This is a genomic window from Methylorubrum pseudosasae, from assembly GCF_029504475.1.
GTDB classification, from domain to species: domain Bacteria; phylum Pseudomonadota; class Alphaproteobacteria; order Rhizobiales; family Beijerinckiaceae; genus Methylobacterium; species Methylobacterium extorquens.
The window spans coordinates 521,014-542,595 of record NZ_JAQGDU010000002.1 but is presented as its reverse complement, the minus strand read 5'-3'; the positions used below and the strand labels follow the sequence as shown (position 1 = coordinate 542,595).

General features: G+C 68.9%; 20 protein-coding genes and 2 pseudogenes. 6 read left to right on the top strand and 16 right to left on the bottom strand.

The window, feature by feature from the left end:
- Positions 1-138 precede the first annotated feature (138 nt).
- Positions 139-1,251 (bottom strand): branched-chain amino acid ABC transporter substrate-binding protein, encoded by a 1,113-nt coding sequence (locus M2437_RS03330; protein ID WP_253389366.1) that lies wholly within the window; start codon positions 1,249-1,251, stop codon positions 139-141.
- Positions 1,252-1,420: 169 nt separating this feature from the next.
- On the opposite strand from M2437_RS03330, the gene M2437_RS03325 reads away from it, so the two are divergent.
- The 4 genes from M2437_RS03325 (at position 1,421) to M2437_RS03310 (ending at position 4,134) form a co-directional block, all read left to right on the top strand.
- Positions 1,421-1,744, top strand: a complete 324-nt coding sequence (locus M2437_RS03325) for an XdhC family protein (protein WP_012452917.1) — start codon at positions 1,421-1,423, stop codon at positions 1,742-1,744.
- A gap of 66 nt (positions 1,745-1,810) precedes the next feature.
- Positions 1,811-2,539 (top strand): XdhC family protein, encoded by a 729-nt coding sequence (locus M2437_RS03320; RefSeq protein ID WP_003600466.1) that lies wholly within the window; start codon positions 1,811-1,813, stop codon positions 2,537-2,539.
- Between the two features lie 4 nt (positions 2,540-2,543).
- On the top strand, positions 2,544-3,554 hold the full coding sequence (locus M2437_RS03315; RefSeq protein ID WP_012752219.1) for a molybdopterin-binding protein: 1,011 nt from the start codon (positions 2,544-2,546) through the stop codon (positions 3,552-3,554).
- Positions 3,541-4,134, top strand: coding sequence for a nucleotidyltransferase family protein (locus M2437_RS03310; RefSeq protein ID WP_209687950.1), 594 nt, complete (start codon positions 3,541-3,543; stop codon positions 4,132-4,134). The genes M2437_RS03315 and M2437_RS03310 overlap by 14 nt, the downstream gene beginning before the upstream one ends.
- Positions 4,135-4,155: 21 nt before the next feature.
- Here M2437_RS03310 and M2437_RS03305 read toward each other — a convergent pair whose 3' ends face one another.
- Positions 4,156-4,317, bottom strand: coding sequence for a DUF2256 domain-containing protein (locus M2437_RS03305; RefSeq protein ID WP_003598158.1), 162 nt, complete (start codon positions 4,315-4,317; stop codon positions 4,156-4,158).
- Positions 4,318-4,321: 4 nt separating this feature from the next.
- The gene (locus M2437_RS03300) at positions 4,322-5,188 is read right to left on the bottom strand and encodes a methionyl-tRNA formyltransferase (RefSeq protein ID WP_003598159.1); all 867 of its coding nucleotides are present in this window, start codon (positions 5,186-5,188) and stop codon (positions 4,322-4,324) included.
- Positions 5,189-5,352: 164 nt separating this feature from the next.
- On the opposite strand from M2437_RS03300, the pseudogene M2437_RS03295 reads away from it, so the two are divergent.
- A pseudogene (locus tag M2437_RS03295) lies at positions 5,353-6,053 on the top strand (SDR family NAD(P)-dependent oxidoreductase).
- Positions 6,054-6,105: 52 nt separating this feature from the next.
- On the opposite strand, the gene bcsS reads toward M2437_RS03295, so the two are convergent.
- Positions 6,106-6,867 carry a cellulose biosynthesis protein BcsS gene (gene bcsS, locus M2437_RS03290; RefSeq protein WP_003598161.1) on the bottom strand — a complete coding sequence of 254 codons (762 nt, stop codon included), beginning with the start codon at positions 6,865-6,867 and terminating at the stop codon, positions 6,106-6,108.
- Between the two features lie 288 nt (positions 6,868-7,155).
- On the opposite strand from bcsS, the gene M2437_RS03285 reads away from it, so the two are divergent.
- On the top strand, positions 7,156-7,752 hold the full coding sequence (locus M2437_RS03285; RefSeq protein ID WP_003598165.1) for an exopolysaccharide biosynthesis protein: 597 nt from the start codon (positions 7,156-7,158) through the stop codon (positions 7,750-7,752).
- Between the two features lie 203 nt (positions 7,753-7,955).
- Here M2437_RS03285 and M2437_RS03280 read toward each other — a convergent pair whose 3' ends face one another.
- From M2437_RS03280 to M2437_RS03225, 12 genes and pseudogenes are all read right to left on the bottom strand, one after another.
- On the bottom strand, positions 7,956-8,666 hold the full coding sequence (locus M2437_RS03280; protein ID WP_003598168.1) for an ABC transporter ATP-binding protein: 711 nt from the start codon (positions 8,664-8,666) through the stop codon (positions 7,956-7,958).
- 15 nt (positions 8,667-8,681) lie between these two features.
- Positions 8,682-10,001 carry a lipoprotein-releasing ABC transporter permease subunit gene (locus M2437_RS03275; protein ID WP_015821648.1) on the bottom strand — a complete coding sequence of 440 codons (1,320 nt, stop codon included), beginning with the start codon at positions 9,999-10,001 and terminating at the stop codon, positions 8,682-8,684.
- A 12-nt stretch (positions 10,002-10,013) separates the two neighbouring features.
- Positions 10,014-11,340: pseudogene (gene proS, locus M2437_RS03270) on the bottom strand (proline--tRNA ligase).
- Positions 11,341-11,815: 475 nt separating this feature from the next.
- Positions 11,816-12,157, bottom strand: coding sequence for a DUF1467 family protein (locus M2437_RS03265; RefSeq protein WP_015821650.1), 342 nt, complete (start codon positions 12,155-12,157; stop codon positions 11,816-11,818).
- A 65-nt stretch (positions 12,158-12,222) separates the two neighbouring features.
- Positions 12,223-12,627: a methylmalonyl-CoA epimerase gene (gene mce / locus M2437_RS03260; RefSeq protein WP_003598176.1), complete on the bottom strand. Its 405-nt coding sequence runs from the start codon at positions 12,625-12,627 to the stop codon at positions 12,223-12,225.
- Between the two features lie 150 nt (positions 12,628-12,777).
- Positions 12,778-14,451 (bottom strand): ribonuclease J, encoded by a 1,674-nt coding sequence (locus M2437_RS03255; RefSeq protein ID WP_253389365.1) that lies wholly within the window; start codon positions 14,449-14,451, stop codon positions 12,778-12,780.
- Between the two features lie 19 nt (positions 14,452-14,470).
- Positions 14,471-15,310: a biotin--[acetyl-CoA-carboxylase] ligase gene (locus M2437_RS03250; RefSeq protein ID WP_253389364.1), complete on the bottom strand. Its 840-nt coding sequence runs from the start codon at positions 15,308-15,310 to the stop codon at positions 14,471-14,473.
- A 19-nt stretch (positions 15,311-15,329) separates the two neighbouring features.
- Positions 15,330-16,769, bottom strand: a complete 1,440-nt coding sequence (nuoN, locus tag M2437_RS03245; RefSeq protein ID WP_253389363.1) for an NADH-quinone oxidoreductase subunit NuoN — start codon at positions 16,767-16,769, stop codon at positions 15,330-15,332.
- Positions 16,766-18,349 carry an NADH-quinone oxidoreductase subunit M gene (locus tag M2437_RS03240; protein WP_253389362.1) on the bottom strand — a complete coding sequence of 528 codons (1,584 nt, stop codon included), beginning with the start codon at positions 18,347-18,349 and terminating at the stop codon, positions 16,766-16,768. The genes nuoN and M2437_RS03240 overlap by 4 nt, the downstream gene beginning before the upstream one ends.
- Positions 18,349-20,460, bottom strand: coding sequence for an NADH-quinone oxidoreductase subunit L (gene nuoL / locus M2437_RS03235; RefSeq protein WP_253389361.1), 2,112 nt, complete (start codon positions 20,458-20,460; stop codon positions 18,349-18,351). Before nuoL ends, M2437_RS03240 begins: the two co-directional genes overlap by 1 nt.
- A gap of 58 nt (positions 20,461-20,518) precedes the next feature.
- Positions 20,519-20,824, bottom strand: coding sequence for an NADH-quinone oxidoreductase subunit NuoK (nuoK, locus tag M2437_RS03230; protein ID WP_003598182.1), 306 nt, complete (start codon positions 20,822-20,824; stop codon positions 20,519-20,521).
- A 5-nt stretch (positions 20,825-20,829) separates the two neighbouring features.
- The gene (locus M2437_RS03225; RefSeq protein WP_003598184.1) at positions 20,830-21,450 is read right to left on the bottom strand and encodes an NADH-quinone oxidoreductase subunit J; all 621 of its coding nucleotides are present in this window, start codon (positions 21,448-21,450) and stop codon (positions 20,830-20,832) included.
- Positions 21,451-21,582: the final 132 nt, after the last annotated feature.

Here is a 21,582-nt window from a genome sequence, read left to right as displayed (position 1 = left end):
GACAAGCGGCACGACGGGTGTTTCGCGAAGGGCACCAATCCTGCGACTTAAGCGTCGGACGCGGTTTGTGCAAGAATATCCGCCACGCAAGGTCCGCTTAACCTCAACGCCGGGTGGAATTTTGCGGCCTCCGCCGGCTTATGGCGTGACGTCGTTGCCGGCAAAGTCGAGCCGTCCGTCGGGAAGCCGGCGCCATGCGCTGACCGAGAACGGCGGCTTCACGAGATCGCCGCCTGCGTCGAACGCCACCTCGCCGAGCACCGTACGCACGGTGGCGCCGCCATGCAGGAAGGCCGCGACCTTGGCCGGCTCGTCCGAGCGCGCGCCCTCGATCCCCTGCCGCACGACCTCGACCGCCGCGTAGGCCGGGCCCGCGAACATCTCGGCCTCCGCACTCCGCGGTGTCTTGGCGCCCCTCGGCTCGGGCAGGCGGGGCGGCGCGGGCGCCACCGTCATCAGCGTACCCTCGGCGCCGGGGACCTGCGAAAAGTCCCTGTCGAGCAGCCCGTCGCTGCCGATCACCTGCGTCGACAGGCCAGCCTCACGCATCGACCGGATCAGCGCTCCGGCCGGGGCCGACAGACCGCCGAAATAGATCGCCTCGATCCCGAGCGCCCGCAGCTTGGCGACGAGCGCCGCGACCTCGCGGTCGTCGCGCGAGACGCCCTCGAACAGGCGCTCCTGCCCGCCGCGGGCCTTGAGGACGCGCGCGGCCTCGTCGGCGAGCCCGCGACCGAAGCTGGTCTTGTCGTGGACGATGGCGACCGGCTTGCCGCGGAACCGCTCGGCGAGCAGCGTGCCGCCGAGCGCGCCCTGCTGCGCGTCGCTGCCCGCGAGGCGGAACAGCAGGCCGGCGCCGCGGCGGGTCAGCGGGCCCCAAGTCGCACCGGGCGTGACCGAGACGATGCCGGCCTCTTCGTAGACCGAACTCGCCGTAGCGGCGGCGCCCGAGGTGAGCGGGCCGATGACGAAGCGCACACCGCCGCCGGCGAACTTGCGCGCGACCGCCACCGCCTGTTTCGGGTCGGCCGCATCGTCCTGCACCACGAGCTGGAGCTTGCGCCCCATCACCCCGCCGGCGCGATTGATTTCGGCGACCGCCTGCTCGGCGCCGAGCCGTGCCCCCTGGCCGAACCCGGCATCCGGCCCGCTCAACGGCGCGGCAAGCCCGATCTTCAGCGGCTCGGCAGCGCCGACGGGGCCTGCGAGCGTCAGGGCGAGAAAGGTTGCCAACGCGCTCCGCTTCGACACACCACGCTCCCGTCCGGCCGCCGGAAAATTCCGGGACCTTGATGAAGTCCACACCGCAGGCTTGCAAGCGCCACGGTTGGCCGCATTGCGGAACGCGCCGACAGGCCTACCTCTCTCATGACGGGACGGTCGGGGGCGGCGGAACCGGTAGTTTCAGGACGTGAACCCCATGCTCTCCACCGAGGACGACATCCTGCGCGCGGCCGAAGGCTGGCGACGCGAGGGCCGCGCGGTCGCGCTCGCCACCGTGATCGAGACCTGGGGCTCGGCGCCACGCCCGGTCGGTAGCCATCTGGTCATCGACGGTGACAGCCGCTTCCTCGGCTCGGTCTCCGGCGGTTGCGTCGAGGGCGAGGTCATCACCGAGGCGCTCGACGTGATCGAGGACGGGCGCCCGCGCACCCTGGAATTCGGCGTCGCCGATGAGACCGCGTGGCGGGCCGGCCTCTCCTGCGGCGGCCGCATCCGCGTCTTCGTCGAACGCATCGACTGATTTTCTTCAAACCTCCGCCGCTCCCATCAAGAGCGGCGGCCCGTTTCGCATCGAGCGACCAATTCCATGCGCCTCGACACCCTGTCGGCCCTCAACGCGGAGCGCGCGGCGCGCCGCCCGGCCCTGATCGTCACCAATCCCGCGGATGGAGGCCAGCGCCTCGTGCGCGCGGCCGAGATCGACGCCGACCCGCTTGCCCCCCTGCTGCGCGAGCGCCTGCGCAGCGGCCGCAGCGGCCTCGATGAGGGGCCGGACGGGCGCCCGGTCTTCGTCGCCGTCCACGCCCCGCCGGTGCGCTTCGTCGTCATCGGCGCCGTGCACATTTCTCAGGCGCTGGTGCCGCTCGCGAGCCAGCTCGGTCTCGACCTCACGGTGATCGATCCACGCACGGCCTTCGCCAGCCCGGAGCGGTTCCCCGGCGTGCGCCTGATCGCCGAATGGCCGGACAAGGCGCTCGACGAGATCGGTCCCCTCGACGCCTATACGGCTTTGGCCGCGCTCACCCACGATCCGAAGATCGACGATCCCGCCCTCGTCGCGGCCCTGCGGGCGGACTGCGCCTATATCGGCGCGCTGGGCTCGCGAAAGACCCATGCCCGTCGCGTCGAGCGGCTGCAGGCGGCGGGGTTCGACGCGGCGGCGATCGGCCGGATCCACGCGCCGATCGGGCTCGACATCGGCGCAGTCTCGCCCGCCGAGATCGCGCTGTCGATCCTCGCCCAGGTCGTCGCGACACTGCGCCAGGATCGCATCAAAGACCCCATCAAGGGCCCCGACGCGGCGGCGGGACGCTGAGCCCATGCAGTTCGGACCTGTAGCGACCCGCGACAGCGCGGGGCTCATCGCCGCCCATACCGTGCGCGCCGAGGGCGCGAGCCTGAAGAAGGGCCGGCCGATCCCCGCCGAGGAGGCCCTGCGGCTCGCCGAATCCGGCATCCCCGAGATTCTGGCCGTCCGGCTCGATCCCGGCGATGTCGGCGAGGATGCGGCAGCAGCTCGCCTCGCCCAGCATCTCGCCGGGGCGGGCCTGCGCGCTGAGGCTCCGTTCACCGGGCGCTGCAATTTGTTCGCGCAAGCCGCGGGCCTGTTCGTGGTCGAGCCGGCCGGAATCGACGCCGTCAACGCCGTAGACGAGGCGATCACGGTGGCGACCCTGCCGGCCTTCCGGCCGGTGGCGGCGGGCGAGATGGTCGCGACGGTGAAGATCATCCCCTACGCGGTCGCCGCCGCGCCGCTGGAGCGGGCCCTCGCCGCCGCCGACGCGCCGCCGATGCGGCTCGCGCCCTATCGTCTTGAGCGGGTCGGCGTCGTCTCGACCCTGCTGCCCGGCCTGAAGCCGGCAACCGTCGCCAAGACCCTGCGCGTTCTCGCCGACCGGCTCGCACCGACGGGGGCGCGGATCGTCGCCGAGACCCGCGTGCGGCACGAGGCCGGCGCGGTCGCGGGCGCCATCGCCGGGGCGGCGGCGGAGGGGGCGGAGCTGGTCGTGGTGTTCGGCGCCTCGGCCATCGCCGATCGGCGCGATGTGATCCCCGCCGGGCTGGAGGCGGCGGGCGGCCGGGTCGAGCAGTTCGGCATGCCGGTCGATCCCGGCAACCTGCTGCTGCTCGGCGCCCTTGGCGCCGTGCCGGTGATCGGCGCGCCGGGCTGTGCCCGCTCGCCCAAGGAGAACGGCTTCGACTTCGTCCTACACCGCCTGCTCGCGGGCCTCCCCGTGACCCGGGCCGATATCGTGCGCCTCGGCGTCGGCGGCCTGCTCACCGAGATCCCCCTGCGCGGCCAACCGAGATCGGGCGGTGACGGGGTCTGAGCCGCGCATCGGCGCGGTGATCCTCGCCGCCGGCCTCGGCTCCCGCTTCGGGCAGGCCGCGAAGATGCTCGCGCCCTATGCAGGCCGGCCGATGGTGCGCCGTGCTGCCGAAGCCGCCCTGGCCTCGCGCGCCGGGCCGGTCGTCGCGGTGCTCGGCGCCCATGCCGAGGCGGTGCGGGCCGCCCTGGCCAGGCTCGAATTGAGGCTGGTCGAGAACCCCGACCCCGCCGCCGGCCTCTCGACCTCGCTGCGTCTCGGCCTCGCCGCCCTGCCGCCGAAGACCGAGGCGGCGGTGGTGCTGCTCGGCGACATGCCGCGGATCGGGCCGGCGCATATCGATGCGCTGATCGCAGCCTATACCGAAGCGACGCCACGCCCCTCGGCCGTGGTGCCGGTGAGCGATGGGCGCCGCGGCAACCCGGTGCTGCTCGACCTTGCCCGCCTCGGTGCCGACCTCGCCGCGCTGACCGGCGACCACGGCGCGGGGCCGATCCTGAAGCGGCGCGGCGACGTACTGGAGCTGCCGGCCGATCCGGCGGTGATCTTCGACGTCGACACCCCGGAGGCATTGGGAGGCTGAGGCCTCAGCTCTTCTCTCATCTCAGCTCTTGCGCGCCTCGCGCTTCGCCTCCGTCCGGCAGCGGTCGGAGCAGTAGCGCACCTCGTCCCAGACCCGCTCCCACTTCTTGCGCCACGCGAAGGGACGGCCGCACTGGACGCACATCTTCTGAGGGAGATCGCCCTTACGGCGCATCGGCGGCATCGAGTCAGCGCCCGATCTGCCCGGCCTCGTTGAGCGGCACCTGGCTCCAGCGGGTGAACTGCACGTAGCCGTCGCGGGCGGCCACCACGACCTGGCGGCGGTAGCGGTGCACCACGGTACCGGGGGCGTGGCGGTGGGCCTCCTGCCAGCCGTCGGCGGCGGCGACGAAGATGCGGGCGTTGCCGAGCCGGGCGATGGTCTCGATCGTGCCGAAGGCGCGCACGCGGCGCAGCACCGCGGCGACGTCCTTGTGGAAGTCGAGGGTGCGGTCGGCGTCGTTCACCCGCGGCCAATAGGAACCGTCGCCCTGCGGTTCCGCCTTGCGCCAGCGCTCGGCCAGATCCTTCCCGATCGGCCCGAGGGCGAGGCGGCGGGCCGCCATCTGGCACTTGGTGAGCAGCGTCTCGTGGGTCTCGTCACCGTCGAGGGGGAAGACGTCCTGGGCAAGGATGTCGCCGGTGTCGAAGCCCTGCTCGGCGAGCACGTGGGCGGTGACGCCCCAGTTCTCGTAGCCATCGAGAACCGCCTTGAAGAGCGGATAGGGGCCCCGTCCCGTCGGCAGCGGCGAGGGGTGGAGGTTCAGGGCATAGCGCACGCGCCCGTGCCAGCCCCGCACGAGCCAGGGATAACCGGAGACGACGAGGACCACGTCGCGGCCGTGCTCGTGCGCGAGCCGCTCGATGTCGTCGGGCAGCATTCGCGAGAGCTGGATCGGGATGCGGTGGCGCCGGGCCTGGGCCACCACGAGCTCGTTGTGATCGTAGATGCCGTCGCAGGGCCGGGTGAACAGCTTCACCGGCGTCCAGCCGGCTTCGATCAGCCCGTCGAACACGCCGCCGAGGAAGTCGATGCCGGCAAAGGCGAATTTCATGGGCAGAGGCGTCCCGTGGCTGGCCGCCCTGCGACGTTCGGCGCAAGGCGCGGCGGCTTTGATCGGCTCCACGCCGACCGGCTCCGCCTTAGCTAGTGGATTTCAGGCACCGGCGAAATCTTTGGGCGAAATCGTCGGGTGGACGCCGCCCGACAGGGGGCTTCATGGAACGGGTCGTGATCTACGGCGGAACCGGCGGCATCGGCCTTGCCACGGCGCGGGCCCTGCGCGGACGGGGGGCGGCCCTCCACCTCGTCGGCCGCGATCCGGAGCGCCTGGAGCGGGCGGCCTCCGAACTCGGCGAGACCGGTTTCCGCGCGTCGCCTCGGAGGCGGGCCCGCGCCTCGGCGGCCTCGTCTACGCGGTCGGCACGATCCAGCTCGCGCCTTTGGCCAAGCTCGACCCAGCGCGCATCGAGTCTGATTTCCGCATCAACGCGCTCGGTGCCTTTCTGGCGGTGCAGGCAGCGGCCCCCGCGCTCAAGGCCGGAGCGGGAGAGGCAAGCGCGGGCGTGGTGCTGTTCTCCACCGTCGCCGTCGCGCAGGGCTTCTCGCACCATGCCTCGGTCGCCATGGCCAAGGGGGCGGTCGAGGGGCTCGCCCTCTCGCTGGCGGCGGAACTCGCGCCCGCGATCCGGGTGAACGTCGTCGCCCCCTCGCTGACCCGTACGCCGCTCGCCGAGGCCATCACCCGCAACGCGACGCTGGCCGCCGGCATCGCGTCGATGCACGCGCTCCAGCGCCTCGGCGAGCCCGAGGATGTCGCCGCACTCGCCGCCTTCCTCGTCGGCCCGGAGGCGGGCTACGTCACGGGGCAGGTGATCGGCGTCGATGGCGGGCGCTCCTCACTGCGGACCAAGGGGTAAGCCGGCCTCAAGCATCGTCCCGAACCGTGGCGGCGGCTTTCGGTATGATGCCTCAAAGCGCGCTCCAGACGGCGAGGGAGACGTAGGGGTTCCACTGGTTGAGCCGCGTCTCGAGTTGGCCTCCGGCGGAGAGGCGGAAGCGGTAGCCGCCCATCGCGTAGTCGGTGACATGCAGCCCGACGCTCCATTTCCGGTAATCGGTCTGGTCGCCGTAGAAGGCCGCCTCCGGGCCGAGATACGCGCCGAACAGCGCGGTGCCCCAGGACAGCCGGGCATAGGCGTCGCCGCGGGCGGAGCCGAGGATCACCGTCGCGGTCATCAGGGTCGTCTCGGTCGGTCGTGCCCAGACCTCGCCGTGCAGGCGAAAACCCGCCCGCAGGGGCAGCGCCTGCACGAAGCCGGGGCCGGACAGCGCCTCCCAGGAGGCTTCCGGGCCGGCGAACACCGTCACCGCCCCCCATTCCCGGATGAACTGGTAGCCGCCGAGCGCTGCCCCGAGCGCGGTGAAGCGCATCAGGACCGGCATGCCGCCTCCGCCCTCCAGCCGCACGCCGCCCCCGGCCGTCACCAGGGCGACGGGGCCATCGCGGTCGAACCGATCGAAGACGAGCTTCGCTCCGGCTGCGGAAAACGCGGAAGCGCCGGCATCCATGCTGCCGAACAGGACCGTCCGAAGGGTCGCATCGTCAGCGCGGGCCGGGTCACAAGCGAGGGTGACGAACGGGGCGAGGACAGCGAGGGCGAGACGGCTTGCGGCCCGCCGGGACGGAGCCGGGTGGCGCAGGCCATCACGGGAGGATGCGCGTTTCGACATTGGAGGTCGCGCAGTCGTCGGCGGAACGACCAATGGTTGTCACAGCAACCGGCTATAGTTAAGAGAAATTTACAACTTAAGATAAGTTAACGGTGTGGATTTACTTGAAATAACTACACCGGCGATTTCAACAACCTGAGCGTGGAAAGGCCCCGTGTGGCACGGCACGCGCGCGCCGGTCGGAGCGCTTGGCGGATGGGCTGGGTTGGGCTAGAGCCGCGCTTACCGAAAAATCGAACAGGCCGAGCCGGTTTGTCCTCCGCTGCGCGCACTTCCGACGTTCTCACGATGCTTGCGAGCCAGGAGAGCGAGCGTCTGACCGTCGGCGACATCATCGCCGTGCTGCGGGACCGCGCTTTCGCGCTGCTCGTGGTTCTGCTCGGCCTGCCCAACTGCCTGCCGATGCCGCCGCCGATCCCGCTGGTCTGCGGTCTGGTCCTGCTCGTCATCGCCATTCAGATCGTGGCCGGCATGTCCGCCCCATGGCTGCCGCGTCGGCTGCTCGATCAATCGATCGCCCGCGAAACGGTGGCGAAGGCGGTGAAGCGGGCGGTGCCCCTGCTGCGCCGGCTGGAGCGCTGGTCGCGCCCGCGCCTGAGCGTGTTCGACGGCGCCGTCGGCATGCGCGGCATGGGCGTGCTGATCCTGGCGCTGGCGCTGGCGCTCATCGTGGCCCCGCCCTTCTTCGGCCAGATCCCGCTCGGACTCGCGGTCTCGCTGATCGGCCTCGGACTGGTGGAGCGCGACGGGTTCGTGGTGCTGATCGGCCTGTTGATCGGCGGCGTCGGCGTCGGGATCTCGATCGGCTTCGTCTACACTCTGTTCGCCAGCATCATGGGCGCCTTCGCCTGGCTCTCGCAGGCGATCCCCGGCCTCGGGCTGTAGCGCCTCTCCAAGCCGCCGAACGACCCCTCTCCTGAACGGGACCGCTTTGCCGGCAGGGGCCGCGTGCCCTCGATCGGGGCGGCGCCGCTCGGCGTGATCCGCGAGTGTCGGCGAAGCGATGAATGCGGTCGCCCAGGGCGGATCGCCGGAAACGGGATCGCCCCCGCCGATGGGTCCGCTGCGCTGACGCTTTCGACGATCCCCTATGCCAACTGCTCGATCATCCCGTCGCGGATCGTCACGCGGCGGTCCATGCGGGCGGCAAGATCCATGTTGTGGGTCGCGATCAGCGCCGCGAGGCCGGAGGCGCGCACGAGCTGGAGCAGGATGCTGAAGACCCGGCCTGCGGTCTGGGGATCGAGGTTGCCGGTCGGCTCGTCGGCAAGCAGCAGGCGGGGCCCGTTGGCGACCGCGCGGGCAATGGCGACGCGCTGCTGCTCGCCGCCCGACAGTTCGGCCGGGCGATGCGGCAGCCGCTCCTTCAGGCCGAGGAAGCCGAGCAGTTCGGCAGCGCGCGCCTCCGCCTCCTTGCGGGCCAGCCCGCGGATGAGCTGCGGCAGCACCACGTTCTCCAGCGCCGAGAACTCCGGCAGTAGATGGTGGAACTGGTAGACAAAGCCCATCTCCTCGCGCCGCAGGCGGGTGCGCTCGCCATCCGACATGCCGGCCGTGGGCTGGCCGCCGATATAGACCTCGCCGCCGTCCGGACGCTCCAACAGGCCGGCCACGTGGAGCAGGGTCGATTTGCCCGCGCCCGAGGGCGCGACCAGGGCGACGAGTTCGCCCGGCCAGATCGCGAGATCGGTGCCGCGCAGGATTTCGAGCGTCCCCTCGCCCTGGTGGTAGCGGCGCTGGACGCCGGCGAAGAACAGGGCCGGCACGGGCTGGGCGCCGCCGGCATTCGTCTGAGCCATATCGGGGGCGTTCCGTCAGCCGTAGCGCAGGGCCTGCACCGGATCGAGCCGGGCGGCGCGCCAGGAGGGATAGAGGGTCGCCGCCAGCGACAGCAGCACCGAGGTGATCACAATGATGACGACCTCGCTCGTGTTCATCTCGGCCGGGATCTCGGCGAGGAAGCGCACGGTCGGGTCCCAGGCGGTGGGAAACAGAGTGCGCTGGATCGGCTTGATGTTGAGGGTGAACAGCACCCCGCCGATCAGCCCGATCGCCGTGCCGACGAGGCCGATCAGCGCCCCGTTGATGAGGAAGACCCGCATGATCGTGCCCGGCGTCGCCCCCATGGTGCGCAGGATCGCGATGTCCGAGGACTTGTCCCGCACGAGCAGGATGAGCCCCGAGATGATGTTGAGGGTCGCCACGATCACGATGAGGTTGAGGATCAGGAACATCACGTTCCGCTCCACCTCCAGCGCGCCGAAGAAGGTGCGGTTGGTCTGGCGCCAGTCGGTCAGCAGCACCGGGCGCTCGGCCGCCATCTCCAGGGGCTCGCGCATCTCGCCCACCGCGTCGGCATTGTCGAGATAGATCTCGATCACGCTGACATCGCCGTCGCGGTTGAAGAAGGCCTGCGCCTCGGCCAGCGGCATGAAGGCCATGGTGGTGTCGAAGTCGGTCACGCCGATCTCGAAGATCGCCTTGACGGCGTAGGTCTTGGTGCGCGGGGCGGTACCGAACGGCGTGCTCGCGCCCTTCGGCGTCGAGAGCGTCACCTGATCGCCCGCCTGGAGGCCGAGGGCGTCGGCGAGCCGCTTGCCGAGCGCCACCCCCTGGCCGTCGTCGAAGCCTTCGAGCGTCCCGCCCTTGATCGCGCCGGAGACGGCGGGAATCTTCGGCAGGTCGGATTCGCGCACGCCGCGCACAAGCACGCCGGAGCCGCCATAGGGCGAGGAGGCGAAGGCCTGCCCCTGCACCATCGGCACCACGGCGCGCACGCCCGCGACCTTTTCCAGCCGGTCGGACAGATCGACATAGTCGGTGAACAGCCGGTCGATCGGCGCGGCGAAGACGTGGCCGTTGAGCCCGATGATCTTGGAGCGCAGTTCCGAGCGGAAGCCGTTCATCACCGAGAGCACGATGATGAGGGTGGCCACCCCCACCGCGATGCCGAGCACGGAGAACAGGGCCACCACCGAGACGCCGCCGCCCCGGCGGCGCGCCCGCAGGTAGCGCCCGGCGATGATCCACTCGAACCCCGCGAAGGGCGGCGTGGAGGCGCTCGCGCGGGCGTTTTTCAACCGCGTGAGGACGCCTTTCAAGGAGACACCGGCCTTACCCAACGCAAGCGCCATCGCGGCCGGCCCTCAGAGGCGCCGGATGCGAGCGGGGAGATCGACGGGATCGAGGGTCTCGCGCTCCCCGCTGGCGCGGCGCTTCAGCTCGATCTTGCCCTCGGCCCAGACCCTTCGGGCCGACGATCACCTGCCAGGGCAGGCCGATCAGGTCGGCGGTGGCGAACTTGGCGCCCGGCCGCTCGTCGCGGTCGTCGTAGAGGACCGACAGGCCCGCCGTCTCGAGGGCCGCCTGGATCTCGGCGCAGGCGGCGTCGCAGGCGCCATCCCCGACCTTGAGGTTGATCAGCGCCACGTCGAAGGGGGCGATCGCGTCCGGCCAGATGATGCCGGCCTCGTCGTGGCTCGCCTCGATGGTCGCCGCCACGAGCCGGCTCGGGCCGATGCCGTAGGAGCCCATATGGACCGGCCGCTCGCTTCCGTCGGGGCCGGTGACGACCGCCTTCATCGGGGTCGAGTACTTAGTGCCGAAATAGAAGATATGGCCGACCTCGATGCCGCGGGCGGAGAGACGCGAGGCATCCGGCACCTCGGCGAAGACCGCCTCGTCGTGCATCTCATCGGTGGCGGCGTAGTGCGAGGTCCAGGCATCGACCACGCCCTGCAGCCCGGCCACGTCGTCGAAATCGACGGACGGGGGCGGCACCGGCATGTCGAGATAGGCCTGATCGCAGAAGACCTCGCTCTCCCCGGTTTTGGCGAGGATGATGAACTCGTGGCTGAGATCGCCGCCGATCGGCCCCGTATCGGCGCGCATCGGGATCGCCCGCAGGCCGAGCCTCTCGAAGGTCCGGAGGTAGGAAACGAAGACCTTGTTGTAGGAGTGGCGCGCCGCGGCTTGATCGATGTCGAAGGAGTAGCCGTCCTTCATCAGGAATTCGCGCGAGCGCATGGTGCCGAAGCGCGGGCGCACCTCGTCGCGGAACTTCCACGAGATCTGGTAAAGGTTCTTCGGCAGATCCTTGTAGGAGCGGGTGCTGGCGCGGAAGATCTCGGTGACGACCTCTTCCGCGGTCGGCCCGTAGAGCAGTTCGCGCTCGTGGCGGTCCTTCAGGCGGAGCATCTCCTTGCCGTAGGCCTCGTAACGGCCGGATTCGCGCCAGAGGTCGGCGGCCTGGATCGTCGGCATCAGGATCTCGATGGCGCCCGCGCGGTCCTGCTCGGCGCGGACGACGTCGCAGACCTTGTTCAGAACGCGCAGACCCAGCGGCAACCACGCATAGATGCCGGCTGCCTCCTGGCGGATCATGCCGGCACGCAGCATCAGGCGGTGCGAAACGATTTCCGCTTCCTTCGGCGTCTCGCGCAGGATCGGCAGGAAGTAGCGGGAGAGACGCATCATTCGACCTTGGAAGCGGGCGGGCGCAGCCGGAGAGGAGCTAGGCCAGCGTGCGGAGGCACACAACACATTGCCCCCGCAAAACACAAGCGCCCTGCGAACACAGGGTCGGCCGGCAATGCGGCGGAACGAAGCCGGCGAAGCAGCCGCGCGCAGCGTTCGCGGGGACCGGCGAAGGCCGTTTGACGTGTGGTTTGCAAAAAAGCGCCGCGAACCGTCTCTACCCTGATGACAAAGGGAAATGTTCTTCCTATAAGCAGCGCCGTGATGGTCGCAGCCCACAAGGCAGCGCACGGTCCGGGTCTTGGGAGGAACAATCAGCCAACGCGCCGCAAGCAATGCGCGACATAAATCAGGCTGAAAAATACTTCGGTTATCCAAAGCAAGGCCTTGTGCCTTGCTTTTTGTTTTTGGGCTGAGCCTCTTCTTCGGCGCAGTGGCCGTCTACTCCGGAGGCGGAGCGCCCCGTCGCCCTTTACAGGCGGGCGAGCGGGAAGATCAGCAACGCCGCGAAGAACGCGATGGCGGCCAGGAGCGTCGTCAGCAACGCCTTCTCACGCAGGCGCGGACTCGCGGGCGCTCCCGGATCCTGGCCGGGCACCAGCCGCTGCGGATCGGCCTCGGCGGCATTGCCCAGCGGCAGGATCGCGAACAGGAAGGTCCACCACAGCACGAAGTAGAGCGCCAGCGCGCCGAACACCGTCAGCTCGAACCCCTTCACGGCCACCGTGGCGAACAGAGCGGTCAGCGCCGCCACGGTCAGAAGGGTCAGCGGGGTCGAGGCGGTCAGGGTGCGAAGGGACAAGCGGGTCATCATTTTCAAACGATATGAAACGGCCGGGCCCATGCCCGACCGATCGAGTGGGGCTGAAGAGCGGTCCCTCAGACCTGCTCCAACTCCACCAGCGTTCCCAGGAAGTCCTTGGGGTGGAGGAAGATCACCGGCTTGCCGTGGGCGCCGATCCTCGGCTCGCCGGTGCCGAGCACGCGGGCTCCGGCCGCCTTCATCTGGTCGCGGGCGGCGATGATGTCCTCGACCTCGTAGCAGACATGGTGGATGCCGCCGGCCGGGTTCTTGTCGACGAAGCCCTGGATGGTCGAGTTCTCACCGAGCGGCGACATCAGCTCGACCTTGCTGTTGGGCAGTTCCACGAACACCACCGTCACGCCGTGCTCCGGCTGCGGCAGCGGCTCGGTCACCTTGGCGCCGAGCGTGTCGCGGTAGACCGCCGTCGCCGCATCGAGATCCTTCACCGCGATGGCGACGTGATTGAGCCGTCCGATCATTGCTGCCTCCCTCCTTTGTTGTCTTGAACGTCACGCCCAGCCACCCGCGCCGGGCTTGATGGATGCGATCCCGCGCGCCTCTCTCTCCGGAAAGGTCGCGCTTTCACGCGGCGCGCGCCCGCTTGCCGAGGCGAAGCGGGCGCGACGCCATCACACCTCCACCACCTGCACGTGGCAGGCGGGCTTCTTGCCCCAGGCCTCATTGACGGCGGAGCGCACGGCGCGATCGACCGCGTTCTCGACCCCCTCCGAATCCTTCATCTTGCCGCGCGGCAGACCGTTGAGGGTGCGGTTGACCATATCGACCACGGTGTCGAGCAGCGGCTCGCCGGTCCGGCCGCGATTGGGCAGGCCCATGATGTCGACCGCCGGATCACCGATCACCTCGCCGCGCTCGTCGATGGCGATGGCCACCGAGACGATGCCGGTCTGCGAGAGCTTGCGCCGCTCGGGGATCGCCCGGTCCTTGGAGTCGATGAGGACGTTGCCGTCCTTGTAGAGCCGCCCGGCGCGGACGTGCTCGACCACTTCCGGCTTGCCCGGAGCGAGGCGGACCACCGCGCCGTTGCGGGCCTTCACCACCGACTCGACGCCTTGCGAACGGGCAAAGCGCGCATGCTCGTCGAGATGCAGTGCCTCGCCGTGCACCGGAACGACCGCCTTCGGCCGCGTCCAGGAATACATCGTCACCATCTCCTCGCGGCGGGGATGGCCGGAGACGTGGACGAGTTCGGTGCGGTCGGTGATGACCTCGATGCCGTCCTCGATCAGGTCGTTGATGATGGAGCCGACATCGCGCTCGTTGCCGGGGATGGCGCGCGACGAGAAGATCACCCGGTCGCCGGCCGTGAGCGAGATCGCCGGATGGTCGTGGCGAGAAACCCGCGACATCGCCGCCCGCGGCTCGCCCTGCGAGCCGGTGAGCAGGCAGACCACCTTATCGCGCGGGATGTGGGAGTAGGACTCGGCCGAGAGGAAGTCCGGCAGCCCGTCGAGGTAGCCGCACTCGCGAGCGACATCGATCACCCGGTCCATGGCGCGGCCGACGGCGATCACCTGACGTCCGCAGGCCTGCGCCGCTTCCGCCACGGCCCGGATACGCGCGACGTTGGAGGCGAAGGTCGTCACCGCCACGCGGTGGGGCGCGTTCTCGATCAGCTTGTGCAGGGTCGCGGAGACCTCGGACTCGCTCGGCGAGCGGCCTTCGCGCAGCACGTTGGTGGAATCACAGATGAGCGCGAGGATGCCCTCGTCGCCCAAAGCTGTGAACGCCTCGGGGGACGTTGAGTCGCCGGCCACGGGGGTGTCGTCGAGCTTCCAGTCGCCGGTATGGAGCACGAGGCCGTGCTCGGTGCGGATCGCCACCGCGTTCGATTCCGGGATCGAGTGGGCCACCGGCACGAACTCGATCTCGAACGGCCCGACGGTCACCCGACGGCCCGGCTTGATCTCGCGCAGATCCACCTTCGGCGCGCCGGGCTCGGAGAGACGGCGGGTCTCGAGCAGGTTCTTGGCGAACCGCGTGGCGTAGACCGGCGCCTTGATGCGCGGCCACAGCTCGGAGATCGCGCCGATATGGTCCTCGTGCGCGTGGGTGATGAAGATTGCGAGAAGGTCCTTCTTGCGCTCCTCGATGAAGGTGAGATCGGGGAACATCAGGTCGATGCCGGGCAATCCCTCTTCGCCGGCAAAGCCCATTCCGCAATCGACCATGATCCATTTGCGCTGCTTCTCGGGTCCGATCCCGTAGAGGCCCGCATTCATGCCGATCTCGCCCACGCCGCCGAGCGGCACGAAGACGAGTTCGTCCTGCCGTGTCGTCATCTTGTTCGTCTATCCAGTCTCAGGCCGCCGTCGCGGCACTTCCGAAATGCACCTCGCCCGCCGTCACGGTTCGTCGGGTTCCGTCCGGGGCGAGGATCACGAGCCGCCCCCCCTCGTCGATCGTTTCAAAGATGCCCGTCAGCGTGACTTCGGCCATGCGAACCGACACGGGGGCCCTTACCCCCGCCGCGCGCTCCAGCCACCGCCGCCGGATATTCGAGAATCCGCGCCCCTTGTTCCAGATCCGGACGGCTTCGACAAACCGTTCCGACAGGAATTCGAGCAGCATCGGCGCATCCGCCGCGGAAAAAGCCGCAAGCGCCGCCGCCGGATAGGGCAAACCGTCCGGCGCCGCCGCGACGTTGACGCCGAAACCGACCACCACCGCCCGCCGCCCGCCCGGCAGCGTCTCGGCCTCCAGCAGGATGCCGGCGAGTTTTTGGCCGTCGGCGAGGACGTCGTTCGGCCATTTCAGATGGATGGCGGCAGCGCTCGGAGCAATGCCCTGCGGCAGCGGTGCATCCCCCCTCTCCGGATTCGGGGAGAGAGCTAAACGGCACGCATCGCGCAGGGCATCCACCAACGCCACGCCCGCCACGAAGCCCAGCGTGGCCACCATCTCCGGCGCCACGCCGGTCACCGGCATCAGCAGGCTGACGGCGAGGTTGCCCTCCGGCGAGGTCCAGGCGTTGCCGCGTCGGCCGCGGCCCGCCTCCTGGCGTTGGGTCGTAACCCAGAGCGGGCCCGTCTCGCCGCCATGGGCGAGGCGCATGGCCTCGCTGTTGGTCGAGTCGAGCCGGTCGTGGCTGTGGAGCCGATGCCCCTCGGACCGGGCCGCCTGACTCAGCCGGAACTGCATCCGCCTCAGAACAGCGACCTCAGAACAGCGACTTGGCAGCGTCGCCCGCCGCCGCGACCAGCGGGGCCGGAACGAGGAAGAACAGCACCACGACGGCGCTCGATACGCCGAGCACGATGGCCGAGCCCGGCGGGATCCGCTCGTAGGGGGCCTTGGCCTCGTCGAAGTACATCACCTTGACGAGGCGCAGGTAGTAGAAGGCGCCGACGACCGAGGTCACCACGCCGACGACGGCGAGCGTCACCAGGCCCGCCTTGATGGCGGCGGCGAAGACGTAGAACTTGGCAAAGAACCCAGCGAGCGGCGGGATGCCGGCGAGCGAGAACATCATCGCGGCAAGGCAGAAGGCCAGCCACGGATGAGTGCGCGAGAGGCCCGAGAGATCGTCGATCGTCTCGAACATCTGGTCCTTGCGGCGCATGGAGAGCAGCACCGCGAAGGCGCCGAGCGTCATCGCGAGATAGATGATCATGTAGATCACCACGCCGCGGATGCCCTCCTCCGAGCCCGCGGCGAGGCCGATCAGGGCGTAGCCGACATTGCCAATGGAGGAATAGGCCATCAGGCGCTTGATGTTGCGCTGGCCGATGGCGGCAAACGAGCCGAGCGCCATCGAGGCGATCGAGACGAAGATGATGATCTGCTGCCAGACCGCCGTGACGTCGGGGAAGGCGCCGATGAAGACGCGCACGGTCATCGCCATGGCCGCGATCTTCGGCGCGGAGCCGAAGAAGGCGGTGACCGGGGTCGGCGAGCCCTCGTAGACGTCCGGCGTCCACATATGGAACGGCACGGCGGCGAGCTTGAAGGCGACGCCGGCGGCCACGAACACGATGCCGAGCACGATGCCGAAGCTCGACGGACCGTCGAGCGCGGTGACGATACCGGGGAAGGAAACCGTGCCGGTGAAGCCGTAGACCAGCGAGGCGCCGTAGAGCAGCATGCCCGACGAGAGCGCGCCGAGCACGAAGTACTTCAGGCCGGCTTCCGTGGACTTCACGTCGTCGCGGTGGAAGGCGGCGATGACGTAAGCCGCGAGCGATTGCAGCTCGAGACCGAGATAGAGCGAGATGAGGTCGTTGGCCGAGGCCATCACCAGCATGCCGACGGTGCAGAGCACGATCAGGATCGGGTATTCGAACCGGTCGATGCGCTCGCGCTGGAAATAGTCGCGCGACAGCAGGATGGTCGCCGCCGAGCCGATCAGGATCAACGCCTTCATGATCCGCGCGAACGGATCGGCGATGAAGGCGCCGTTCAGCGTCGTCACGCTGCCCGACTGGGAGACGACGAGGAAGAAGGTGAAGATCAGCAGGATCAGCGCGCCGACATTGACGCCCTCGGACGAGCGCTCGCCGCGCCACGCCCCGTAGAGCACGAGCAGCAGAGCGCCGACGCTCAGGACGATCTCCGGCAGGACCGGCGTGATCGCCGGCAGGACGGACTGGATCGGGGTCATCGCGCGGCGGCCTCGACGGTTTTCTGGGACTCGAGGGCGACCGTCTTCTCCGCCGCGGCGGATTTCGCGGCTTTGGCGGCGGCCTCGGCGGTCTGCGTGTTGGCAAGCGCCCCGCGCATGTTCTGCACCAGCGCCTCGGTGGACGGCGCGAAGGTGTCGAGCACGGGCGCCGGGTGGACGCCGTACCAGATCGTCAGCGCGACGAGCGGCGCGATGATGATCTTCTCACGGGTGTCGAGGTCCAGGATGCCCTGAAGGTTGGGCTTGTCGAGCTTCCCGTAGATCACCCGGGCGTAGAGCCACAGCGCGTAGCCCGCCGAGAGGATGATGCCGAAGACCGAGAAGAAGGCGACCGTCGGGTTGGCCTTGAAGGCCCCCATCATCGCCAGGAACTCGCCGACGAAGCCCGACGTGCCCGGCAGGCCGACATTGGCCATGGTGAAGACCATCATCGCCGCCGCGTAGAGCGGCATCCGCTTCACGAGGCCGCCATAGGCCGCGATCTCGCGGGTATGCATCCGGTCGTAGACGACGCCGACGCAGAGGAAGAGCGCGCCCGAGACGATGCCGTGCGAGATCATCAGGAACAGCGCGCCCTGGATGCCCTGTTCGTTCAGCGTGAACAGGCCGAGCGTCACGAAGCCCATATGAGCTACCGACGAGTAGGCGATCAGCTTCTTGATGTCGGTCTGCATCATCGCGGTGAGCGAGGTGAAGATGATCGCGATCACCGACAGCGCGAAGACCAGCGGCGCGAACTGGGCGCTCGCATCCGGCAGCATCGGCAGCGAGATCCGGATGAAGCCGTAGCCGCCCAACTTCAGCAGAATGCCCGCCAGGATCACCGAGCCCGCGGTCGGCGCCTCGACGTGGGCGTCGGGGAGCCAGGTATGGACCGGCCACATCGGCATCTTCACCGCGAAGGAGGCGAAGAAGGCGAGCCAGAGCCAGGTCTGCATATGCACGGGGAAGCGGTGCGCCAGCAGCGTCGGGATGTCGGTGGTGCCGGCCTCCCAGTACATCGCCATGATGGCGAGCAGCATCAGCACCGAGCCGAGCAGGGTGTAGAGGAAGAACTTGAAGCTGGCGTAGATGCGCCGCTTGCCGCCCCAGATGCCGATGATGAGGAACATCGGGATCAGGCCTGCCTCGAAGAACAGGTAGAACAGCACCAGATCGAGGGCGCAGAACACGCCGATCATCGTCGTCTCGAGGACGAGGAAGGCGACGAAGTACTCCTTCACCCGGTTCTCGACGGACAGCCACGACGCCCCGATGCAGAACGGCATCAGGAAGGTCGTGAGCAGGATCAGCGGCATCGAGAAGCCGTCGACGCCGAGCTTGAACCGGATCGTCTCAGCAAGCCAGGCATGGCTCTCGACGAGCTGGAAGCTCGGAGACGCGATGTCGTAGCGGGCCCAGGCGGCCAGCGACAGTAGGAAAGTGACGATCGTCGTGATCAGCGCCGCCCAGCGGGCGTTGCGCTTCACCGCCGCCGTCTCCTCACCCAGGGTGAGGATGAAGGCGGCGCCCGCGAGCGGGACGATCAGAAGCCCGGAGAGAATGCCGAGGCCGAGCATCAGTGGGTCCCCCCAGGCACGCCGGAGACGAGGTACCACGTGATCAGGCCGGCGACCCCGACGAGCATCACGAAGGCGTAGTGGTAGACGTAGCCGGTCTGGAGGCGGACCACGCCGCGGGTGATGTCCACCACCCGGGCCGAGATGCCGTCGGGGCCGAGGCCGTCGATGACGCGCCCGTCACCCTCCTTCCAGAGGAACAGGCCGAAGTTCTTGGCCGGCCGGACGAAGATCCGGTCGTAGATCTCGTCGAAGTACCACTTGTTGAGCAGAAAGCGGTACAGGATCGGCTGCGACTCCGCGAGGCGATGCGGCAGGTCGGGCCGGCGCAGGTACATCCAGAAGGCCAGCAGGAAGCCGAGCACCAGCATCACGAAGGGCGAGGCGGCGACCCAGCCCGGCGCATCGTGGATCTTGTGCATGATGTCGTTGCCGGACCCGTGCGGGAGCGCGTTGCCCCAGAACTTGTCCATGTCGTGCCCGATGAAGCGCTCCTTGAAGATCAGGCCGGCGAACAAGGCGCCGAAGGCCAGGATCGCCAGCGGAATCGTCATCACGAGCGGGCTCTCGTGCGGCGTGAGGGGCGCGTGGTCGTGGTGCTCGACCGCGCTGTGCGAAGCGGGCTCGATGTCGTGACCGTGATCGTCGTGGGCGACGCCCTCGTGGTGCCCCGGCGCGCCGTCGGCTTGATGGGCAGAGGCCGCGTGGGCGTGGTCGCGCGCCGCATGCGCGTGATCGTCATGCCCGTGGGCGCCGTGCGCGACCCAGCGCTGCGGTCCCTCGAAGGTGAGGAAGAACAGGCGCCAGGAGTAGAACGAGGTCATCAGCGCGGCGATCACGGTGGCGAGGAACGCCAGCACGTGGCCCGGGCGGTCCGACATGTAGGCCGCCTCGATGATCGCGTCCTTCGAGTAGTAACCGGAGGTGAAGGGGAAGCCGATCAGCGCGATCGTGCCGATCGTCATCATCGCCGTGGTGAAGGGGATGTAGCGGCGCAGGCCGCCCATGTTCCGCATGTCCTGCTCGTGGTGCATCGCGTGGATGACCGAGCCGGCCCCGAGGAACAGCAGCGCCTTGAAGAAGGCGTGGGTGAAGAGGTGGAACACGCCCGTGGCGTAGGCACCGACGCCGAGGCCGACGAACATGTAGCCGAGCTGCGAGCAGGTCGAGTAGGCGATGACCCGCTTGATGTCGTTCTGCACGAGGCCGACGGTGGCCGCGAAGAAGGCGGTAATGCCGCCGATGACCGTGACGACGGTGAGCGCGGTCGGGGCCAGCTCGAACAGCGGCGACAGGCGCGCGACCATGAACACGCCTGCCGTCACCATGGTGGCGGCGTGGATGAGGGCCGAGACCGGGGTCGGGCCCTCCATCGCGTCGGGGAGCCAGGTGTGCAGCAGGAACTGCGCCGACTTGCCCATCGCGCCCATGAACAGGAGCAGGCAGGCGAGCGTCAGGGCGTGCCAGTCATGGCCGAGGAAGTGGAAGGTCGCGTCCTTCAGCTCCGGGGCCTTGGCGAAGATCGCGTCGAAACCGACCGAACCCGTCAGGACGAAGACGAGGAAGATGCCGAGCGAGAAGCCGAAATCGCCGACGCGGTTGACGATGAAGGCCTTCATCGCCGCGGCGTTGGCGGAGGGCTTCTCGTACCAGAAGCCGATCAGCAGGTAGGAGGCGAGGCCGACGCCCTCCCAGCCGAAGAACATCTGCACGAGGTTGTCGGCCGTCACCAGCATCAGCATGGCGAAGGTGAACAGCGACAGGTAGGCGAAGAAGCGCGGCCGGTGCGGATCCTCGTGCATGTAGCCGATGGAGTAGAGGTGCACGAGGGTCGAGACCGAGGTCACGACCACCAGCATCACCGCGGTCAGCGTGTCGACCTTGAAGGCCCAATCGACCACGAGGTCGCCGGCGGTGAACCACTGCGCGACGGGCACGGTCTCGGCGCGGCCGTCGCCGGTGACGAGGAAGAAGGCGCCCCAGGACAGCAAAGCTGCGAAGGCGAGGCAGCCCGTCGTCACGAGCTCGCTCATCCGCGCGCCGATGAACCGGCCGAACAGGCCGGCGATCAGAGCGCCGATGAGCGGGAAGAAGACGATCGCGTGATACATGGGTCGGTCGTGCCTCGCAGCAGGCGGACGAAGGGTCGGGGCTCTCTTGGAGGGAGCGTCAGCCCTTCATCATGCTCACGTCCTCGACGGCGATGGAGCCGCGGTTGCGGAAGAACACCACCAGGATCGCGAGCCCGATCGCGGCCTCGGCCGCGGCGACCGTCAGCACGAACAGGGCGAAGACCTGTCCGGTGATGTCGTTGAGGTGGGTCGAGAAGGCGACGAGGTTGATGTTCACGGCGAGCAGGATCAGCTCGACCGACATCAGGATGACGATGACGTTCTTGCGGTTGATGAAGATGCCGAGCACGCCGAGCGTGAACAGGATCGCGGCAACCGTCAGGTAGTGGCTCAATCCGATCATCGGCCTCAGACCTCCACGCCCTGCCGCGAGGGCACCTTGATGGTATCGACCGCCATGCCCTGCGTGCGGGCGTTCTGTACGGCGATGTTCTGGCGCTTCACGCCGGTGCGCTCGCGCAGGGTGAGCACGATGGCGCCGATCATCGCCACCAGCAGGATCAGGCCGGCGATCTGGAAGGCGTAGACGTAGTCCGTGTAGAGCACCCGCCCGAGCGCCTCGGTGTTGGTCGCAGTCTCGCCGTGGGCGGCGCGGCCGAGCGGCGCCTGCACGAGGCCCGGATCGATGGTCCAAGTGCCGACGACGAGGACCAGCTCGATCAGGAAGATCGCGCCGATCAACCCGCCGATCGGCAGGTAGCGCTGGAAGCCCTGGCGGAGGGCTGCGAAGTCCACGTCGAGCATCATCACGACGAAGAGGAACAGCACCGCGACGGCGCCGACATAGACGACGACGAGGATCATCGCCAGGAACTCGGCGCCCATCAGCACGAACAGCCCGGCGGCGTTCACGAAGGCGAGGATCAGGAACAACACCGAGGTGACGGGGTTCCTGGCTGCGATCACCATGAAGCCCGAGGCTACGGCGAAGCCCGCGAAGAGATAGAAGAAGGCGGCGGCTGCGGTCATGCGATTTTCAGCATCGGCCGCCCAAGCGAGCGGCTCCCTTCTGCCTCGGTGAACCCTCGGCCGCAGGCGGCGGCCCGGCTAGCGCATCGAGAGCGAGGCGCTAGGTTCCTGTTTCCGCATCGTCTTTTTCCG

What these genes read in the sequence shown, in the direction of transcription:
- M2437_RS03325 (WP_012452917.1), top strand. Translation starts at nt 1,421, where the DNA reads ATGCTCTCCACCGAGGACGACATCCTGCGCGCGGCCGAAGGCTGGCGA.
- M2437_RS03320 (WP_003600466.1), top strand. Translation starts at nt 1,811, where the DNA reads ATGCGCCTCGACACCCTGTCGGCCCTCAACGCGGAGCGCGCGGCGCGC.
- M2437_RS03315 (WP_012752219.1), top strand. Translation starts at nt 2,544, where the DNA reads ATGCAGTTCGGACCTGTAGCGACCCGCGACAGCGCGGGGCTCATCGCC.
- M2437_RS03305 (WP_003598158.1), bottom strand. Translation starts at nt 4,317, where the DNA reads ATGCCGCCGATGCGCCGTAAGGGCGATCTCCCTCAGAAGATGTGCGTC.
- M2437_RS03300 (WP_003598159.1), bottom strand. Translation starts at nt 5,188, where the DNA reads ATGAAATTCGCCTTTGCCGGCATCGACTTCCTCGGCGGCGTGTTCGAC.
- bcsS (WP_003598161.1), bottom strand. Translation starts at nt 6,867, where the DNA reads ATGTCGAAACGCGCATCCTCCCGTGATGGCCTGCGCCACCCGGCTCCG.
- M2437_RS03285 (WP_003598165.1), top strand. Translation starts at nt 7,156, where the DNA reads ATGCTTGCGAGCCAGGAGAGCGAGCGTCTGACCGTCGGCGACATCATC.
- M2437_RS03280 (WP_003598168.1), bottom strand. Translation starts at nt 8,666, where the DNA reads ATGGCTCAGACGAATGCCGGCGGCGCCCAGCCCGTGCCGGCCCTGTTC.
- M2437_RS03275 (WP_015821648.1), bottom strand. Translation starts at nt 10,001, where the DNA reads ATGGCGCTTGCGTTGGGTAAGGCCGGTGTCTCCTTGAAAGGCGTCCTC.
- M2437_RS03265 (WP_015821650.1), bottom strand. Translation starts at nt 12,157, where the DNA reads ATGATGACCCGCTTGTCCCTTCGCACCCTGACCGCCTCGACCCCGCTG.
- mce (WP_003598176.1), bottom strand. Translation starts at nt 12,627, where the DNA reads ATGATCGGACGGCTCAATCACGTCGCCATCGCGGTGAAGGATCTCGAT.
- M2437_RS03255 (WP_253389365.1), bottom strand. Translation starts at nt 14,451, where the DNA reads ATGACGACACGGCAGGACGAACTCGTCTTCGTGCCGCTCGGCGGCGTG.
- M2437_RS03250 (WP_253389364.1), bottom strand. Translation starts at nt 15,310, where the DNA reads ATGCAGTTCCGGCTGAGTCAGGCGGCCCGGTCCGAGGGGCATCGGCTC.
- nuoN (WP_253389363.1), bottom strand. Translation starts at nt 16,769, where the DNA reads ATGACCCCGATCCAGTCCGTCCTGCCGGCGATCACGCCGGTCCTGCCG.
- M2437_RS03240 (WP_253389362.1), bottom strand. Translation starts at nt 18,349, where the DNA reads ATGCTCGGCCTCGGCATTCTCTCCGGGCTTCTGATCGTCCCGCTCGCG.
- nuoL (WP_253389361.1), bottom strand. Translation starts at nt 20,460, where the DNA reads ATGTATCACGCGATCGTCTTCTTCCCGCTCATCGGCGCTCTGATCGCC.
- nuoK (WP_003598182.1), bottom strand. Translation starts at nt 20,824, where the DNA reads ATGATCGGATTGAGCCACTACCTGACGGTTGCCGCGATCCTGTTCACG.
- M2437_RS03225 (WP_003598184.1), bottom strand. Translation starts at nt 21,450, where the DNA reads ATGACCGCAGCCGCCGCCTTCTTCTATCTCTTCGCGGGCTTCGCCGTA.